The sequence below is a fragment of the Pantoea sp. Acro-807 genome (assembly GCF_011752675.1).
Lineage (GTDB): Bacteria > Pseudomonadota > Gammaproteobacteria > Enterobacterales > Enterobacteriaceae > Pantoea > Pantoea eucrina.
The window spans coordinates 175,830-192,906 of record NZ_VWXE01000004.1 but is presented as its reverse complement, the minus strand read 5'-3'; the positions used below and the strand labels follow the sequence as shown (position 1 = coordinate 192,906).

21 protein-coding genes and 1 riboswitch are annotated in these 17,077 nt (G+C 56.8%); of the genes, 17 read left to right on the top strand and 4 right to left on the bottom strand.

The window, feature by feature from the left end:
- Window positions 1-17 precede the first annotated feature (17 nt).
- Together F3J39_RS11635 and F3J39_RS11630 are read left to right on the top strand one after the other, a co-directional pair.
- The gene (locus F3J39_RS11635) at window positions 18-743 is read left to right on the top strand and encodes a pirin family protein (RefSeq protein ID WP_040113632.1); all 726 of its coding nucleotides are present in this window, start codon (window positions 18-20) and stop codon (window positions 741-743) included.
- 266 nt (window positions 744-1,009) lie between these two features.
- Window positions 1,010-1,222 (top strand): glycine zipper 2TM domain-containing protein, encoded by a 213-nt coding sequence (locus tag F3J39_RS11630; RefSeq protein ID WP_040113630.1) that lies wholly within the window; start codon window positions 1,010-1,012, stop codon window positions 1,220-1,222.
- Window positions 1,223-1,338: 116 nt separating this feature from the next.
- Here the strand turns inward: F3J39_RS11630 and F3J39_RS11625 are convergent, their stop codons facing one another.
- Entirely contained in the window at window positions 1,339-1,776 is a 438-nt protein-coding gene (locus F3J39_RS11625) for a 6,7-dimethyl-8-ribityllumazine synthase (RefSeq protein ID WP_040113628.1), read from the bottom strand.
- Between the two features lie 548 nt (window positions 1,777-2,324).
- Here F3J39_RS11625 and F3J39_RS11620 point away from each other — a divergent pair.
- The 8 genes from F3J39_RS11620 to F3J39_RS11590 all read left to right on the top strand — a co-directional run bounded on the left by F3J39_RS11620 (window position 2,325) and on the right by F3J39_RS11590 (window position 7,096).
- Window positions 2,325-2,570, top strand: coding sequence for a hypothetical protein (locus F3J39_RS11620; protein WP_040113898.1), 246 nt, complete (start codon window positions 2,325-2,327; stop codon window positions 2,568-2,570).
- The gene (locus F3J39_RS11615; protein ID WP_166714216.1) at window positions 2,563-2,994 is read left to right on the top strand and encodes a type II toxin-antitoxin system VapC family toxin; all 432 of its coding nucleotides are present in this window, start codon (window positions 2,563-2,565) and stop codon (window positions 2,992-2,994) included. Before F3J39_RS11620 ends, F3J39_RS11615 begins: the two co-directional genes overlap by 8 nt.
- A gap of 44 nt (window positions 2,995-3,038) precedes the next feature.
- Entirely contained in the window at window positions 3,039-3,161 is a 123-nt protein-coding gene (locus F3J39_RS18940; RefSeq protein ID WP_255420987.1) for a hypothetical protein, read from the top strand.
- 261 nt (window positions 3,162-3,422) lie between these two features.
- Window positions 3,423-3,543, top strand: a riboswitch (TPP riboswitch).
- Window positions 3,544-3,665: 122 nt separating this feature from the next.
- Window positions 3,666-4,610, top strand: a complete 945-nt coding sequence (locus F3J39_RS11610) for an FAD-dependent oxidoreductase (protein ID WP_166714215.1) — start codon at window positions 3,666-3,668, stop codon at window positions 4,608-4,610.
- Complete coding sequence (thiS, locus tag F3J39_RS11605; protein WP_040113622.1) at window positions 4,594-4,791, top strand: sulfur carrier protein ThiS; 198 nt, start codon at window positions 4,594-4,596, stop codon at window positions 4,789-4,791. Before F3J39_RS11610 ends, thiS begins: the two co-directional genes overlap by 17 nt.
- A gap of 3 nt (window positions 4,792-4,794) precedes the next feature.
- Entirely contained in the window at window positions 4,795-5,553 is a 759-nt protein-coding gene (locus tag F3J39_RS11600; protein WP_094110761.1) for a thiazole synthase, read from the top strand.
- A gap of 10 nt (window positions 5,554-5,563) precedes the next feature.
- Window positions 5,564-6,532, top strand: a complete 969-nt coding sequence (locus tag F3J39_RS11595; protein WP_071668390.1) for a HesA/MoeB/ThiF family protein — start codon at window positions 5,564-5,566, stop codon at window positions 6,530-6,532.
- Window positions 6,533-6,637: 105 nt separating this feature from the next.
- Entirely contained in the window at window positions 6,638-7,096 is a 459-nt protein-coding gene (locus tag F3J39_RS11590) for a hypothetical protein (protein ID WP_166714214.1), read from the top strand.
- A gap of 403 nt (window positions 7,097-7,499) precedes the next feature.
- Here F3J39_RS11590 and F3J39_RS11585 read toward each other — a convergent pair whose 3' ends face one another.
- Window positions 7,500-8,414 (bottom strand): LysR family transcriptional regulator, encoded by a 915-nt coding sequence (locus F3J39_RS11585; protein WP_040113614.1) that lies wholly within the window; start codon window positions 8,412-8,414, stop codon window positions 7,500-7,502.
- A 137-nt stretch (window positions 8,415-8,551) separates the two neighbouring features.
- Here F3J39_RS11585 and F3J39_RS11580 point away from each other — a divergent pair, with 137 nt between their 5' ends.
- The 3 genes from F3J39_RS11580 to F3J39_RS11570 all read left to right on the top strand — a co-directional run bounded on the left by F3J39_RS11580 (window position 8,552) and on the right by F3J39_RS11570 (window position 11,682).
- Window positions 8,552-9,553 (top strand): zinc-binding alcohol dehydrogenase family protein, encoded by a 1,002-nt coding sequence (locus F3J39_RS11580; RefSeq protein WP_071668389.1) that lies wholly within the window; start codon window positions 8,552-8,554, stop codon window positions 9,551-9,553.
- Window positions 9,554-9,771: 218 nt separating this feature from the next.
- Window positions 9,772-10,539 (top strand): transporter substrate-binding domain-containing protein, encoded by a 768-nt coding sequence (locus F3J39_RS11575; RefSeq protein ID WP_071668388.1) that lies wholly within the window; start codon window positions 9,772-9,774, stop codon window positions 10,537-10,539.
- Window positions 10,540-10,578: 39 nt separating this feature from the next.
- Entirely contained in the window at window positions 10,579-11,682 is a 1,104-nt protein-coding gene (locus F3J39_RS11570; protein ID WP_166714213.1) for a DUF2817 domain-containing protein, read from the top strand.
- Here F3J39_RS11570 and F3J39_RS11565 read toward each other — a convergent pair.
- Window positions 11,644-12,414, bottom strand: a complete 771-nt coding sequence (locus F3J39_RS11565) for a 2OG-Fe(II) oxygenase family protein (protein WP_104085800.1) — start codon at window positions 12,412-12,414, stop codon at window positions 11,644-11,646. The genes F3J39_RS11570 and F3J39_RS11565 overlap by 39 nt on opposite strands.
- Window positions 12,415-12,511: 97 nt before the next feature.
- On the opposite strand from F3J39_RS11565, the gene F3J39_RS11560 reads away from it, so the two are divergent.
- The 3 genes from F3J39_RS11560 to F3J39_RS11550 are packed head-to-tail and all read left to right on the top strand — an operon-like array spanning window position 12,512 to window position 14,769.
- The gene (locus tag F3J39_RS11560) at window positions 12,512-13,414 is read left to right on the top strand and encodes a LysR substrate-binding domain-containing protein (RefSeq protein ID WP_040113604.1); all 903 of its coding nucleotides are present in this window, start codon (window positions 12,512-12,514) and stop codon (window positions 13,412-13,414) included.
- Between the two features lie 56 nt (window positions 13,415-13,470).
- Entirely contained in the window at window positions 13,471-14,328 is an 858-nt protein-coding gene (locus F3J39_RS11555; protein ID WP_166714212.1) for an AraC family transcriptional regulator, read from the top strand.
- Between the two features lie 33 nt (window positions 14,329-14,361).
- On the top strand, window positions 14,362-14,769 hold the full coding sequence (locus tag F3J39_RS11550; protein WP_166714211.1) for a DUF2000 domain-containing protein: 408 nt from the start codon (window positions 14,362-14,364) through the stop codon (window positions 14,767-14,769).
- A 20-nt stretch (window positions 14,770-14,789) separates the two neighbouring features.
- Here F3J39_RS11550 and F3J39_RS11545 read toward each other — a convergent pair whose 3' ends face one another.
- The gene (locus F3J39_RS11545; RefSeq protein ID WP_166714210.1) at window positions 14,790-15,824 is read right to left on the bottom strand and encodes a LacI family DNA-binding transcriptional regulator; all 1,035 of its coding nucleotides are present in this window, start codon (window positions 15,822-15,824) and stop codon (window positions 14,790-14,792) included.
- Window positions 15,825-16,034: 210 nt separating this feature from the next.
- Between F3J39_RS11545 and F3J39_RS11540 the strand changes: the two genes are divergently transcribed.
- Complete coding sequence (locus tag F3J39_RS11540) at window positions 16,035-17,063, top strand: ABC transporter substrate-binding protein (protein ID WP_040113596.1); 1,029 nt, start codon at window positions 16,035-16,037, stop codon at window positions 17,061-17,063.
- Window positions 17,064-17,077: the final 14 nt, after the last annotated feature.

Sequence of the window (17,077 nt, the reverse complement as noted above, 5' to 3'; positions counted from 1 at the left end):
TTATTCAGGAGCAGATCATGATTGAACAACGCCTTTCAAATCAGCGCGGCACCGGCGATCACGGCTGGCTGTATTCACGCCACACCTTTTCCTTTGCAGGCTACCGCGATCCACAGCAGGTGGGCTTCTCTGATCTGCTGGTGATTAACGACGACCAGGTTGCACCCGGTCGCGGCTTTGGTGCCCATCCGCACAATAATATGGAGATCATCTCCTATGTGCTGGAAGGTGCTCTGGAGCACAAAGACTCAATGGGTACCGGTTCTGTTATCGTGCCGGGTGATGTGCAGCTGATGAGCGCTGGCAGCGGCGTGACGCACAGCGAGTTTAATCACTCGAAAAGCGATAACGTGCATTTTCTGCAGATCTGGATTGTGCCGGCAGAGCGCAATACCGCGCCAGGCTATCAGCAGGTTTCCGTGGCGGAACAGGATAAGCGCGGCAAACTGCGCCTGATTGTCTCGCCGCAGGGCGAGTCCGGTTCGCTGCAGGTGCGACAGGATATGCGCATCTATGCAGGCCTGTTCAACGATAATGAGCAGCAGACGCTGACGCTGGCAGCCGATCGCTACGCCTATATTCATGTTGCGCGCGGCAGTATTGAGGTTAACGGCGTGCGCTTCAGCGCGGGCGACGGCGCGCGGGTGCGTAATGAAACGGCGCTGACTTTTGCGAATGGTAATGATGCCGAGGTGCTGGTGTTCGATCTGCGTCCGCTTGAAGTGAATCATCCTCAGCGTTAATAGCCAAAAAGGGTAGCGTGCTGCGGCGCGCTACCCTTTATTCATAACTATTCTCCATTATTTCTTCACCATTGGCTGTTTTATCAGCGCTTAATTCGGAACCCGGACAGGGCCAGACTAAAATAAGAATTTTTACCTTTCTTAAATTTCTGCAGCACTTTAAATTCGCATCCTGAGACCCATGCCGCCTGCTGGCAAAGGGCGATCAAATAACTAACAACATTAACCTGATTGCATTCCATTATTAAATGGTAATGAGGATTTTGATGACTTTAAAACGCAGCTTTAATATTGCCGCCGTACTGGTGCTGGCTTTGTCTGTTACCGCATGCAGCGGCATGTCTCATCGTGGTAAAAATACCGCAATTGGTGCTGGCGTTGGCGCGCTGGGCGGTGCCGTGCTGACCGGCGGCAGTACGTTCGGTACGCTGGGCGGGGCGGCTATTGGCGGATTGATTGGCCATGAAGCAAGTCGTTAAACAGTAAATATGACAGGACGCGCATAATGGTATTATTGCGCGTCCTGTAAATAAGCTTATTTCTGCATTGCACGCCATTATTAAACAGGCGGAACAAACGTAATGCTTTATCAGCCTTAATCAATATTAAGCTGATGGATAGCCAGCACGGCTCGTGCAGCTTCTTTTCCTTTCTTAATAAAATGCTCGGTATAAAATGATTCCAGTTCATTGACCGGCTGAAAATTATGTGGCGTCAGTGAAACAGAAAACACCGGTACGTTGGTACTGAGCTGCACGCTCATCAGGCCGTCAACCACTGCCTGCGCAACAAAATCGTGACGGTAAATCCCGCCATCCACGACCAGCGCGGCACAGACAATGGCATCAAAACGACCGGTTTCGGCCAGGCGCTTTGCCAGCAGCGGCATCTCAAAAGCACCGGGCACATCATAGGTTTTCAGCACGCTGTCTGCGCCCTGCTCATTGAATTCACTGACAAATCCTGCCAGCGCATTGTTCACAATATCTTTATGCCAGCCAGCCTTGATAAAGGCGATTCTAATCTGTTCCATAAGTCTTCCGTCATTTGCCAAAGTAGAGTAGGCGGATAATTATCCGTAAAATCTCATCATTTTCATTAACATGAGTGTGTATAACATAGGCTGAGAGCGCGATCCACTCCGTTGCGATGCAGGTTTTTCATGTCATCTTCGGGCCGAAATCACGCTAGCGAATCTTGTGAAAAGTTGGCGCTGAAACTTTCCATTTGAGCCCGGTCTTCTCACGTGCGCGGGTAAAGGCAACCATGATCTGATTTAAGCTCAACGCCGGGACCACGCGATCTGAGTCGTTGCTGAGCGCTCAAAGCTGATCAAGAACATCCAGGACTGAACGTTTTGCACCCATTAGCATGTTGGCCATATCAATGACGATTTTCATCCCTGTTTAACTTTGTTCGATGCAAATTTTCCGATCCCGAATATTCGTCCATTTCATAGAATAAACATCGGTTATCAAATAAGAGTATCAATATCAGTTGCTTATATAAAATATGGCCACTTGACCACTTTTATCAGGTAGGTGATAATATGACCTCATGACCGCAATTAATGAGGTTAATATGAAAGTCCTGAATGTAGCCGAATCGAAAGCTCGTTACTCTCAGATTTTGAGTTCAGCGAGTAGCGGTGAAAGTTTCATCATTGCTAACCACGGCGATCCGATAGCCATGATAGTTCCTTATAAATCAGCGCCTCTGTTAAACCGTGTTGGCTTTTTAGATCATAAAAAGTATGCCATTCCTGATAATTTCAACGATTTCATGTCAGATGAAATCCAGTCGATGTTTGAAGGTGGCAATGACTAGTCCTGTAAGAACGCGGAACATCTTTAATCGCTATCTTCTTGATACTCAATATCTTATCTGGGCTTGCGCAGACTCTAAGCGTCTTCCGCAAGCCTGTTTCGATCTGATTGTTGATCCCTTAAACGAGCTATATTTTTCCGCCGCATCTATTCATGAAATCGCCATAAAATTCGCGTTAGGTAAACCTCATTTTACGGTTGATCCAGAGGAGATTTTGCGCGGCTTGCTCGCAAACGGTTATAACGAACTTCCCATTTCATCACATCACACCGTAAGTCTTAAACGTTTGCCTCGTGATATGCACGGCGATCCGTTTGACCGGCTGATCGTTGCTCAGGCGAACATGGAGGCGCTGACCTTAATCACGGATGATGAAAAAATTATTCGATATTGTTCAGATTACATTCCGATGAAAACGTTCTGATAAAAACACACCCGTCCCGAGCGGGTTTTTTATGGGCTAAATTCATGCATGAAACAATGACCGGGATCGAGCTGGGTGGCGTGCCCGATCGCACCTTCGGCAAAGTTTATTACCGCAGCATTACCGACCCACAGGAAGCAGCCAAAGCCCTCGCCGCGACGAATTAAGGCTTTGAGTCTTTCATAATCCCAGACGTAAACGTGGCATTACATTCGCTGTTTTCCGTAGAAAATATATTAATTTAATGTGATCTGATTTCTGGTCTCAGACGCCGATAAGCCAGAAAACCGCGTTCAAAACGGCTTCTAAGTTATTGTTTAAAAGTGTTGAGAAACCGTAAACAGTCGTTTTCTGCAGTGCAAGATTTAAGCGCCTGAAGAGAGCCTTAAAAGGCTCTCCTTGACGGCGTGATGCGGCTTGAATAAAACTAAAGATGTCGGGGGAGTCTCGCCACAGAGACTGAGAGGCTGATAGCGCAACCGCGCGGTTCAGCGACCCTTTGAACCTGACCCAGTTGATACTGGCGTAGGAAGACTGAGGGCGCCAGACCGGTGCCGTCCGGGATGTTGCAGCAAACGGCTGCACCTCCTTATCTCCCTTCCTGTATCCGCGGGTCTCAGTCAACACTGAGAGGCCGATGTGACCCTTCTTTTTTATCCGGAACACAGACAATGAGCCGCTGGAGCGTGTTAGGCGCAGGCGTCAGCGGACTATGCGTGGCCACCCTGCTGGTGGAGCGTGGTGAATCAGTTGAAGTCATCGATGACGCGCAGCGTCCGCCCGCATCCTGGTATGCCGGTGGCATGCTGGCGCCCTGGTGTGAAGCAGAAAGCGCGCCCGCCGAGGTTATTTCACTGGGTCAGCATGCCGCTCGCTGGTGGCAGCAGCGCGTAAGCTGCGTTGAGCATCAGGGCACGCTGGTGCTGGCTCCGCCACGCGACAGTCAGGAGCTGAACCGTTTTGCGCGCCTGACTCACGCGCATCAGTGGGTCAATCCGGCAGAGGTAGAGCCGGCGCTGGAGGATCGCTTCGCACGGGGGCTGCTGTTTGCGGGCGAAGCACATCTCGATCCCCGGCTGGCGCTCACTGAGCTGCGCCAGAAGCTTGAGGCGCACGGTGCAACGTTCCATCACTCCGCGCCTTCCGGGCAGATCATCGATTGTCGTGGCATTCATGCCCGCGACGCGCTGCCCTCGTTGCGGGCCGTGCGCGGTGAAATGATTATCTTACAGAGTCGGGATCTGCACTTTTCACGACCGCTTCGTCTGCTGCATCCGCGTTTTCCCTGCTATCTGGTTCCGCGGCGTAACGGCTGCTTTATGCTGGGTGCCACCATGGTCGAGAGCGATGATGACAGCGCCATCAGCGCGCGCGCCATGATGGAGTTGCTGAGCGCCGCCTGGGCGATACATCCGGCGCTGGCTGAAGCGCGCATTATCGAGAGCGCCAGCGGCCTGCGGCCCGCCTGGCCGGATAACCTGCCCGAAATTCGTTATGAAAACGGTATTTATTATCTTAACGGCATGTATCGCCACGGCTTTCTGCTGGCGCCGATGCTGGCAGAGCAGCTGATGCAAAAACTGATTCAGGAGACCCCTTATGCAAATCCAGCTTAACGGACAGATCGTTGAAACCCAGGCGCAGACAGTCAGCGAACTGCTGCAGGAGCAGCAAATCGATGCCAGCTGCGTGGCGACAGCGCTGAATGGCAACTTCGTGCCCAGAAGCGCTTACTCCCGTCAGCCGCTTGCGGCAGGCTGCCAGCTGGAAGTCCTGTCACCGATGCAGGGAGGGTAACGCATGTTTTACGACTTTACGGGCGCATCGCGCTTTCTGCTGGGTACAGCAGGGTATCCGTCACCGGCCATTCTGCAGCAGGCGATAGCGGCGGCGGGCAGTGAAATTATTACCGTAAGCCTGCGGCGGGAGGGCAGTGCGGGTGCCGCGTTTCGCGACCTGCTGGCCAGCCTTAACGTTCGCGTACTGCCCAATACCGCAGGTTGCCACACGGTGAAAGAGGCGGTAACCACGGCGCATATGGCGCGCGAGCTGTTCAATACGGCCTGGATCAAACTTGAGGTGATTGGGCATGCCGATACGCTGCAGCCCGATCCGTTTGCGCTGGTGGAAGCCGCACGCATCCTGTGTGCTGAAGGATTTAGCGTATTTCCCTATACCACGGAAGATCTGATTGTTGGCGAGAAACTGCTGGCTGCTGGCTGCGAGCTACTGATGCCCTGGGGCGCACCGATTGGCTCAGGGCAGGGCCTGCGTAATATTGACGGATTGCGCGCCATGCGGGCGTGGTTCCCGGATACGCCGCTGATTATCGATGCCGGGATCGGTGCTCCTTCCCAGGCGGCGCAGGCGATGGAGCTGGGCTTTGACGGCATTCTGCTTAATACCGCCGTCGCGAAAGCGGGCGATCCCATCCGCATGGCAGCGGCGTTCAGCCAGGCCATTGCTGCGGGGCGCAGCGCCTGTGAGGCAGGGCTGATGGAAAAGCGCGATATGGCGATGGCATCAACGCCGGTATTCGGTCTGGCCACACTAAGCTGAGGAGAACAGGATGGAACGCTATCAGCGACAGATGATACTGCCGGAAATCGGTGCGTCAGGGCAGCGTAAGCTGGCGCAGGCGCGCGTGCTGGTAGCTGGCGCGGGCGGGCTGAGCGCGACGCTTCTGCCGCAGCTGGTGGGGGCCGGCGTGGGGACGCTGCGTATTTATGATGCCGATGAAGTGGCGCTGCATAATCTGCATCGCCAGACGCTCTTTACGCAGCAGGATATCGGGCAGTCAAAAGTGCTCAGCGCGCGTCAGGCGCTGACGCAGCGCAATCCTGAGGTCAATATCGAAACCTGCGCACAGGCCCTGACGGCCAGCAACATCGCGCAGGCTATGGCTGACTGTTCGCTGGTCATCGACGCGGCCGACAATTTTGCCGTTACCTGGCAGCTTTCAGACGCCTGCTATGCGACCGGTACACCGTTTATCAGCGCTTCAGTGCTGGGCCGGCAGGGCTATGCGGGCGGATTTTGCGGAGGTGCGCCCAGCTACCGGGCGCTGTTTCCCCGGCTGCCGCGTACGGCTGCCAGCTGCAACACGGCAGGGGTGATGGGGCCGGCTGTGGCCGCGCTTGGCGCCATACAGGCGCAGATGGCGCTTACGGTGCTGCTTGATCTGCAGCCGTCTCCGCTGGGATTACTGGTCAACTGCGATTTTGTGAACTGGCACTTTCGCGCGTTTCGCTTTGATGAAGCGCAGGAGCCTGTCGTGCCGGGCGTGCCCTTTATCGACTGCTCGCTGCTTACCCCGGCAGATTGTATTGTCGAGCTACGCAGCCGGGATGAAGCGCCCCACAGCGTGGCAAGCCAGGCTGAGCGTATTTTGCCGGCAGATCTGGCGGCCTGGCAGCCACCCTCTGGGCGGCGCATCGTGCTGGTTTGCGCCAGCGGTATACGCGCCGCACAGGCGGCCAGCGAGCTGGCGGAGCGGGGCTATACGGACCTGGCGATTCTGGCGGCCAGCAGCAGTTAGCCGGCGGCAGGTTTTTCGGAAAATACTGGAATCCTGTGACTGTTATCACATGAGAAGCCACGCTAAACTAAACGCTTCTCATTTTGCTAAGGGATGATCGTCACAATGCTTTCACGTTTTACACTGGCTTCTTTAACCGCTGCCTTACTGCTTACCGGCTGCGCCCGTCATCACGCTGATGAGACTGCCAGCACCGCGCCGGCAGAGGTGAGTGCTGCCGCACCGATTGAGAACAGCAACACCGACACGCCCTTTGCCAGCGGACCTACGGTAATCAACGTTTCACACCTGGTTACGCGCACGGATGATGGATCGGCAGTGTATGTTACCGTTGACGGCCAGGAAGCGGGCATGCTGAAAAAAGGTGAGAATAAAGAGATCCACGTGGCGGCAGGCAAGCATGAAATCGGCGGCTATGTACAGACGCTGTTTGGTTTTGGCAAAGTCACCATTCCGGGCGTTGATATCACCACGGATACGGCTAAGCCGAAACATGTGGTTTATTCAGTGACCCGCCAGCGTCCGCAGTTCAGTGAAAGCAGTACGCCTCCCGATAACTCCTGAGAAAGTGCGGTGCTGCAGCACCGCTCCCTCCCGCGATATTCATCTGGCTGTCTGACATCAGTTCAGCAGCGCATGAATAACATCAATGACATTGATTACCACAATAAACAGCACGAGGTGTGTGAGCAGGTTGCGCGATCGGGGTCTGGAATAAGACATTATCTATCCTGAATAGTTAGCCTGACAAATATGTGCTGTGGCTTACTATTACTGATTCAGAATAAGAATACCATGCCAGGCCATCTTAAACCGGAGGCGGACAAGGGTTACGCGTCAGGAAAAGCTGACCGGCTCTGGTTTGATAGCGTAAAGGCAGCAGAGAATAGAGAGGAATCCGAACGGGATTATTCGTGATGCTGGCGCTGATAAGCGTGAGAGTAGCGGTTAACCGCTGGCTCACTCATTAATCTTTGCCCGGCAGCGACACGCTGTTTTGCAGATGCTCACGTAAGTGATGGTGCAGGGCGCGAATCGCTGGCGAGAATTGCCTGCGGTGCGGACAGATCAGATGCAGTGGCGTCGCCTCACCTTTTACCTCAGGCAGAATCAACTCCAGCCTCCCCTGATGTACATCCTCAGCCACATCCAGCCAGGACTTATAGGCGATACCCATTCCTGCCAGCGCCCAGCGGCGTGCGACTTCCGCGTCATCACACATAAGGCGGCTTTTTACCGTGATAAGCTGCGCGCCCTCCGCCTGCGGAAAGCTCCATTTATCATATACGTGGCCTCCCATCATAAACGGCAGACAGTGATGGCGGGTGAGATCGGTCAGCGCGGCAGGCCGGCCATGTTCAATAAGATAATCGGGTGATGCGACCAGTACCCGCCGGTTATTTTCAGCCAGCGGCAGCGCAACGTAGCTGCTCTCCTCTAATTTGCCGTAGCGAATAGCGATATCTACCGGATCGCGGAAGACGTTACTGACCTGATCGGAGAGTGAAAGGCGCAGCTGCAATCCGGTATGCTGACGGCAGAAACGGGTCAGTAACGGCAGCAGGATATGCCGCCCGATATCGGATGGCATCGCAATTTTCAGTTCACCGCGCAGTTCGTCGTCATGACGCTGCAGACTCTCTGCACCTGCCTGCATCAGCGCCAGCATCTCCTGTGCAAAAGGCAGATAGCGCTCACCCTCGGCGGTAAGCCGCAGACTGCGCGTTGAGCGCGCAAACAGGCGGCGATCGAGATCGCGCTCCAGCCGCTGAATTGCCGCGCTGACCTGACCCGGCAGCAGGTTTGCTTCGCGCGCGGCACGGGAGAAGCTGCCCAGCGCAGCTGAGCGGACAAACAGCGTAATATCTTCGAGACGAACCATGACGTTTTTACCTGGCAAACCGGATTTTCACTCTACGAGTGAAAGTCTTCCCCTGCAACGTCGATTTTTCCATGCGCCATTGCCCGCTATGCTTGATGGGTATTCAGAAAATCTGTCAATCACCATGGAGATAAGGCATGAAAGCCATTGTTTATAGTCAGAACGGCTTACCCATTTCGGATGAAAATGCGCTGTATGACGCTGACGTCGCCAAACCCCAGCCGGGCGCCCGCGATCTGCTGGTCAAAATCAATGCCATTGCGGTGAATCCGGTCGACACCAAAGTACGTAAAGGCGCCGCCACTGAGCAGCCGCGCATTCTGGGCTGGGATGCCGTCGGTGTGGTAGAGGCGGTGGGTGAAGCGGTTACGCTGTTCCGCCCGGGCGATGAGGTGTTTTATGCCGGCGATATCAGCCGGGCCGGCAGCTATGCAGAGTATGGTCTGGTGGATGAGCGCATCGCCGGCCACAAACCGCGCTCCCTGAGCGATGCCGATGCGGCTGCGCTGCCGCTGACGTCACTCACCGCATGGGAGCTGCTGTTTGACCGTCTTGAGGTGCAGGCGGATGAGAACGCAGCGCTGCTGATTGTGGGCGCGGGCGGGGGAGTGGGTTCTATTCTCACCCAGCTGGCACGCAAACTCACCGGGCTGACAATTATCGGTACGGCATCCCGTCCTGAGACTGAAGAGTGGGTGCAGCAGCAGGGCGCGCATCACGTCATCAATCATCACCAGCCGCTGGCGGAGCAGCTGCGTGCGCTCGGCATCGACACGGTGAAATATGTTGCGTCGCTGACCCATACCGACAGCTACTATACGCAGCTGATTGAGGTGCTGGCGCCGCAGGGCAAGCTGGCGCTGATTGACGATCCGGAGACGCTGGATGCCATGCCGCTTAAGCGTAAAGCGATCTCATTACACTGGGAGCTGATGTTTACGCGCTCGCTGTTTGAAACGCCGGATATGCAGCGCCAGCATGAGATTCTGCAGCGTATCAGCCAGCTGATTGATGATGGCACCCTGCAGACCACCGCCGGGGAGCATCTTGGCAGCATCAATGCGGCTAACCTGCGCAAAGCGCATGCGCTGATCGAGAGCGGACGCGCGCGCGGCAAGCTGGTGCTTAGCGGTTTCTGATAACGTGATTCACCCGGCACGGAGCGGCCGCTTCGTGCCGGGTTTCAGTCAGGAAAACGTCACCCGCCGCCTTAAGTTAATCTGATGGCCGTCGTAATTTTCGCTAACCCCCTAACTATTATAAGAATTTGCTCTGCAAATCGCGGCTGCCGCTCTGGCTGAATGCTGCGGGTCATGATATGACTGCTCTCTGTGCTTTCAGCCTTCCGGAGAGAATTATGTATAAGCGAATTTCACTGGCTCTGCTGCTCTCGTACTGCGCTATTCAGTCAGCCGCGGCGCAACAGACGCTGCGTTTTGGCGTCGATCCCACCTTTCCCCCTTTTGAATCCAAAGCCAGCGATGGCTCGCTGCAGGGGTTTGACATCGATCTCGGCAACGCCATTTGTGCCCAGGCCAAAGTGAGCTGCAAATGGGTTCAGATTGGCTTTGATGGCTCTATTCCGGCGCTGCAGGCAAAGAAGTTTGACGCGATTTTGTCAGCCATGTCGATGACGGAGAAACGACGCGAGCAGGTTGCATTCAGCGATATGCTTTATGTCACCCCCAGCGCGCTCATCACCCCGGCTGACAGCGCCCTGACTGATGATATCGCCACGCTGCGCGGTAAAAACATCGGCGTAGCGCAGGGGACTATTCAGGAAACCTACGCGCAGACTTACTGGGCACCCAAAGGCGTCAGCGTGGTCTCCTATCCCAACCAGATGGAGATTTATCCCGATCTCGTTGCCGGACGCCTTGATGGCACGCTGGCAAATGCGGTGTCTGCCGATCAGGGCTTCCTGAATACCGCAGAAGGAAAGAAATATGTGAATAAAGTGACCCTGACCGATAAAGCTGTATTAGGTAACGGCGTGGGAATCGGGCTGCGCAAAGATGATGTCGCAAATCTTAAACTGATTAATGCGGCCCTGGCAGAACTGCACCGCAACGGTACCTACGATCGCCTGGCGCAGAAGTATTTCAAATATAAAGTTTATCCCTGATCGGGATGTGTGAATCCGTTATCTGCCAGCAGGAGAATTATGCGTAACCTGACCGATTACCGCACGCAACGGACCCGCTTCCTGGCTGCCGTTGAGCATAAAAAAGGGGCGCTGCACACCTGGCAGCATCCGTTATGCGGTCCGGCCGGTGAAGCGCTGTTTACCGATCTTGCCGTGATTGGCAACCCGCACGCCTCGCGCGTCATGCTGATTATCTCCGGCACGCACGGCGTGGAGGGATATTACGGGTCGGATAATCAGATAGAGTGGCTGAAAGATCTGGATGCGGCCCGCTTACCGGCAGAGTGTGCTGTGATGCTGATTCATTTGCTGAACCCGTGGGGAGCGGCGCATCTGCGGCGCGTCAATGAAGAGAATATCGATCTGAACCGCAATTTTATTCCGTTCAGCGCGCCGCTGCCGGATAACGCTGACTATGCACGCTATCACGCGTTTTATCACGGCGAGCGGGCAGAGGCGGATCGGCTGCTGGCTGCCGCGCTGCAGCGCGACGGCTGGCCGGCGATCAAGCGGGTGGTGGAGGCCGGACAGTATCAGCACGCTGATGGTCTGTTTTATGGCGGAGAGCACGCCACCTGGTCGCAGCAGACGCTGCATAAGATCGTAACCGGCCATCTGCTGCGGGCAGAACAGATCCTGAGTTTCGATCTGCATACCGGCGCAGGCGCATGGGGACACCCGATGCTGCTGGGCATTGCGCAGAAGCGGGCTCCCGCGCACGCCTGGGGACGCGAGCTGTATGGTGAATGGCTGACGCTGATCGATACCGGAAGCGGGCAGGAGAGCGCCACCGGCGTCACGGCAACGGCCACCGGTTACGTCTCGCAGTTTCTGCTGGAGCAGCTGCCGCACGGTGCCATCCTGCCGCTGGTGGTGGAGTGTGGCACCTACGCAGGTGAAGAGATGCACCGGCGGGTGCGGGACGATCACTGGCTGCACTTAGAGGGCGATGTGCAGAGTGCGGCCGGGCAGGCCCTCAAACAGCAGCTGGTTGAGGGATTCTGGCCACAGGACCGCGACTGGCGTGAGCTGACGGCATTCCGCACGCAGCAAATTTTCCGGCGCGGCTGGCAGGCGCTGCTGTCACAGCCGGCCGTAAAACGTCATGCGGGCGGTCTCTGACAGCGCAATTCCCGGCTGCGTATTGTAAGCGAGCACCGCCAGCATGCGGGTGATATCACCTTCGGTCGGCGTCACGCGATGAAGCGAATTGCGTCCGCGAAACAGCACCAGATCGCCCGCCTCAATCGCCAGCGCATCCGGCGTGCAGGCTTCATTGAGCACAGCGGCGACGCCGTCGTAGTTCATCTCGCCCGCGTCAGCATCGCGCAGATCGCGTACGTACTGAAATATGCCGCCCGCCTGCGGCTTCTGCAGCAGCAGAGTAATGGCAAAGGAGGAGTTGTCGAAATGCCAGCCCAGCTCCTGCCCCTGTGCGGCATAGTGCAGGTTGATTGACGAGAGCGGATCGGCATAAGGATAGAGGGCGCTCTCGTTCAGCACCTCGCAGAGAAACTGTTTAAACAGCGTATCGTTGTACAGCTGACGCAGCGGTGAGTCGTGAGCAATCGCCTCATCGGTAATACAGCCTTTGGTGCTGATGACATCGCGGTTACGGGGATGATCTGCGCTCAATGTCTCGTCTGTTTTCAGCAGATAGACGTTATGGTTGCTGCGCGTATGCCAGGCAAGATGGCGCTGCGCGTTCCCTTCTGTAATGATAGCCTGCAGCGCTGCCGGCTGCAGAAATTGCCGCAGCACCAGGGCGCCGTGTTGTTCCAGCTGCGCGCGACACTGCGCGCGCCAGTCAGCGTCCGCCAGAGGATGCAGGTCAAAACGTATTAATCCAGACATAGTGCGTTTCCCGGTAGCAACAGTGTCATAAAACTCTACGATGCTGCGGCGGGAATGCGTAGCGATAAATCATTACTGCCCTGCTAAGGAAACGTTAATGTCCGTCAGTGCTTCGCGTCTGCCAAAAATCAGCCTTATTCTCGCGTTCAAAGCTGCTGCAGAGCTGGGCAGTCTTGCAAAAGCAGCCGCGCACCTGGCGCTGACGCCGGCGGCGATCAGCCAGCAGATCCGCCAGCTGGAGACGCTGCTGGGTCACGCTCTGTTTGTGCGCACGCAAAACGGGGTCATGCTGACAGAGAGCGGCCGGGCCTATCTGCGCTATGTTTCAGAAGCGTTTGATATCCTGCGGATGGGACAGCTCAGTCTGCGCCAGGCGGCCAGCCGGCCTGCGCTGACTCTGTACGCACTGCCGGCGCTGGCGTCAAAGTGGCTGATGCCGCAGCTGAACCACTGGCGCGCGTGCTGTCCCGCGAGCGACCTCTGCCTGCATGGCACCCATGCACAGGTCGATTTCAGCGCCACGCCGGCTGATTTCGCTATCGTATTCGGTGACGATCGCTATCCGCAGCTGGAGAAACAGCGGCTGTTTCATGACGAGGTGCTGCCGGTAGCCAGCCCGGCGCTGCTGCAGCGCTTCCCGCGCGATCGGCTATTTAACCAGGCGCCGCTGATCCATCTCGACTGGGGCAATGAGGGGCGTTTTCTGCCGGACTGGCAAAGCTGGCTGCAGGCGCGCGGCCACGGCGAACCCGCGCAGCAGCCCGCTTTCACCTTTAACCTCACGTCGCTGGCGATAGATGCTGCGGTTGCGGGGGCCGGGCTGCTGCTGGGCCAGCGGCGTCTTATTGCCGCTGAGCTGGCGCGGGGCGATCTGGCGATCGCAGATAGCTTCAGCCTGCCGCTCAGTAAGCCCTACTATCTCGCCTGGCCGCAGCGCACGCTGCAGCAGCCCGACGCCCGGGCGCTGATAGAGTGGCTCACTGCGCTTGCGGCCGCCTGATTTTACCCGCACGCTGTAGCCAGATAATCTGCACCGCTGCCGGAAGGGACGAGACTATGTCAGAAAATAAAGATTGGGTTGAGCTGCGACGCGACCAGGAGACCGGCATTGAGAGTATCAACGCCCACTTCAGCGGTCACGCTTACGACGCACACGATCACGATGAGCTGCTGGTCGGGGTGACCCGGCAGGGACTGCAGCGCTTTAACTGCCGTCGCGCACTGCATACCAGCACCCCCGGCCGCGTCATTCTTATTGAACCGGGCGCGGTGCATGATGGCCACGCGCCGGAGGCTGCGGGTTTTACCTATGTCATGCTTTACCTGCCGCAGCCGTGGGTGGCTGACATGATGCAGCAGCGCGGACAGGGAGATATCGCCCGGATCGGCGGCGCGTTCCGGCATACGCTGACGGATGACGTGCAGCTTGCCCGCGCCACGGAAGAGGCGTGGTATGCCATTCACCAGCGCGAAGGGCGTCTGGCGCGCGATCAGACGCTGGAGCAGTTGATAACGCTTCTGTCGCGGCATCTTGAGCGGCGTCCGGAGCGACCTGATACGGTGGCACAGCGTCAGATGCTGCTGCTGCGCGACTATTTGCATGATTTTATGGCGCAGGATGTCGGACTCGACGAGCTTTCACGCCTGGCCGGGCTGGATCGCTTTCGCCTGACGCGCCAGTTCCGGCAGGCGTTTGGTCAGACGCCGCACGCTTATCTGGTACGCCTGCGGCTGCGCGCGGCGCGCGCGCTGCTGGCGCAGGGCGTGGCACCGGTTGAAGTCGCTGCCCGCACCGGGTTTGCCGATCAGAGTCATCTCGGCCGCTGGTTCCGGCGCGCCTGGCATATGACGCCGGCGGCCTATCAGCGGGCGTGCACAAACGTTCTATACGGCGCACCGCCGCATCAGGAATGATAGCGTTTTCCTTTCTGAAGAGAGCGTTATGCCATGTCTGACACCAAAATTGCCCTGATCGTACGCGATGATTTAGCCACCTGGCAGCGTCTGAACGTGGTGGCGTTTATCGCTACCGGCCTTGCCGCCGGGTCACCGGAGATGCTGGGGGAACCCTACATCGATGCGCAGGGACGTCACTATGGCCGGATCGCCGGACAGCCGATGCGGGTGTTTTCCGGCAATCTCGCTGGCCTGCAGCGCGCGCATCGCCAGGGGCTGGAGCGTGAACTGACGCTGATACCCTATGTAGAAGCGATGTTTTCTACCGGCAACGACGCGGCTAACCGCGAGGTGTTTCTGGCAGAAAACGCGCAGGAGATGAATCTGGTTGGCCTGGCGCTTTTTGGTCCGAAAAAAGCGGTCGACAAAGCGATCAAAGGGCTGGCGCTGCATGAGTAGTCAGCCCGGCTGACGCGGCGTCATCCGCCGCGAACCGAGCCGCGCCAGATCACCTCTGCCTGATAAAGACGCGACGCGTGCGGCTCTCCATCCGTACCGGAGGCGTCATGCTCGCCCGATTCCGTGGCGCTAAGCCAGGCCACGGCGTCACGTGCAAACTGCTCTACTGGCTGTGCAAAGGTTGTCAGGTTATAGGACGCCCAGCCCGCCTGCGCAATGTTGTCATAGCCGAACAGGCAGAGATCGTCTGGCACCCGTAGCCGGAAGCGGTGACGCGCTTCATCCATCACGCCGCAGGCGATAAGGTCTGTCACGCAAAATATCGCATCAGGCCGCTGCGCGCGCGTCAGCAGACGGTGTGCCAGAATCTGTCCGCTTTCATATGAGGTTGTACCAAATCTCTCAACGGTAACGTGCAGGCCAGCGTCTTGCGCAACGGCCAGAAACGCCGCTTCACGCTTCTGCAGGCTGGGCGTGCCGGCCAGCGAGTTAGCAAAGGCAAGATGGCGGCAGCCTGCGCGCTGAAAGGCCATAACGGCGGTTTCAGCAGCGCTTTGCGCGTCCAGATGAATGCTGAGCGAGCCTGGCAGCGTTTCATCGCGGTTAATCAGAATGATGCGCTGTCCGTGCCGGTAGCACTGGGCGGTGATGGCACGGTCCGGCATGCCTGACAGGATAATCGAGGCGTCGGCGCGGAAATTGATCGCCTGCAGCAGCGCGGCCGACACGCTGCTGTCAGAGCGATCGGTATTGATCACCATCGCCACTTTGCCCGCCTCCTGCAAAAATTGTGTCAGCCAGCGCACCAGCGTCGCGCGGTAGGGCGTGGCGATCTCTGAGACAATCAGACAGACAATGCCGCTGCGGTTACGCACCAGGCCGCGTGCCAGATGATTTACGTGATACCCCAGCTCTTCTGCGGCTTTCATTACTCTGGCCCGCGTAGCGGCAGAGACGCTGGCACCCGGCGTAAAAGCACGTGAAACGGCTGACCGGGAGACTCCGGCTCGCGCTGCCACATCCTGCGCGCTGACGCCCGCTTTATCGTTATGCATGGTTACATCCTCAACTCCCGTCGCTTAACTGAGTCTGCCGCAAATTGCAAAGCTGTGCAAATTATCCTTCGGCTTAAATGTTGCATTTTTGTGACGCAGGCAGTCAATTGCAGAGTACAGCGTTTGACAGCCTATTTTCTGTCCGTTACTAATTTGCACACACGTGCAAATAACAATTAATGCGCACCCTCTGCCCGACAGGAGACTACTATGCGAACCCTATCCCTTGCCGTTGCTCTCACCCTCTCAGCGGCTGGCCTGCCGATAACCGCCTCAGCTGCAGGCAATCTTAATATGATCTGTTCAGCGGATGTCGTGGTGTGCGAACAGATGACGCGTATTTTCAGCCAGAGCCATCCTGACATCAAAGTGAGCATGGTGCGGCTGTCAGCCGGTGAAGCCTACGCTCGTCTGCGCAGTGAAGCGCGTAATCCGCGTACCGATATCTGGTGGGCCGGCACCGGCGATCCGCATATGCAGGCGGCGGCGGAAGGACTGACGCAGGTCTACAAATCACCGCTGCTCGATCAGCAGCAGCCGTGGGCACAGAAACAGGCGGAAAATGCCGGTTATCGCACCGTGGGGATCTATGCGGGGGCGCTGGGCTGGGGATACAACACGAAACTGCTGGCAGAGAAAAAACTGAAAGAACCCACCTGCTGGGCGGACCTGCTTGACCCGGCCTTTAAAGGCGAAATTCAGATCGCTAATCCGAATTCATCCGGCACGGCATACAACACGCTGGCCACGCTGGTGCAGATTATGGGTGAGGACAAGGCTTTTGATTATCTGAAAAAACTCAATGCCAATATCTCACAATATACCAAATCGGGTTCGGCACCGGTGAAAGCCGCAGCGCGCGGTGAAGCGACGGTCGGTATTGTGTTTATGCACGATGCCGTCGCCATGCAGGTTGATGGATTCCCGATAAAAACCGTTGCGCCGTGTGAAGGCACCGGCTACGAAATCGGCTCGATGTCAATTGTGAAAGGCGCACGCAATCTGGCCAATGCCAAAGTCTGGTATGACTGGGCGCTCAGCGCAGAAGCGCAGTCGCATATGAAAGAGGCGAAGTCATTCCAGCTGCCCTCTAACCGCACTGCGGAAATCTCAGAATATGCGCCGCGTTTTGAGAACATCAAACTGATCGATTACGACTTTAAAACCTATGGCGATACGGCCAAACGTAAAGCGCTGCTCGGCCGCTGGGATAAAGAGATCGGCTCTGGCGCGCAGTAAGCCCATCTATGCAG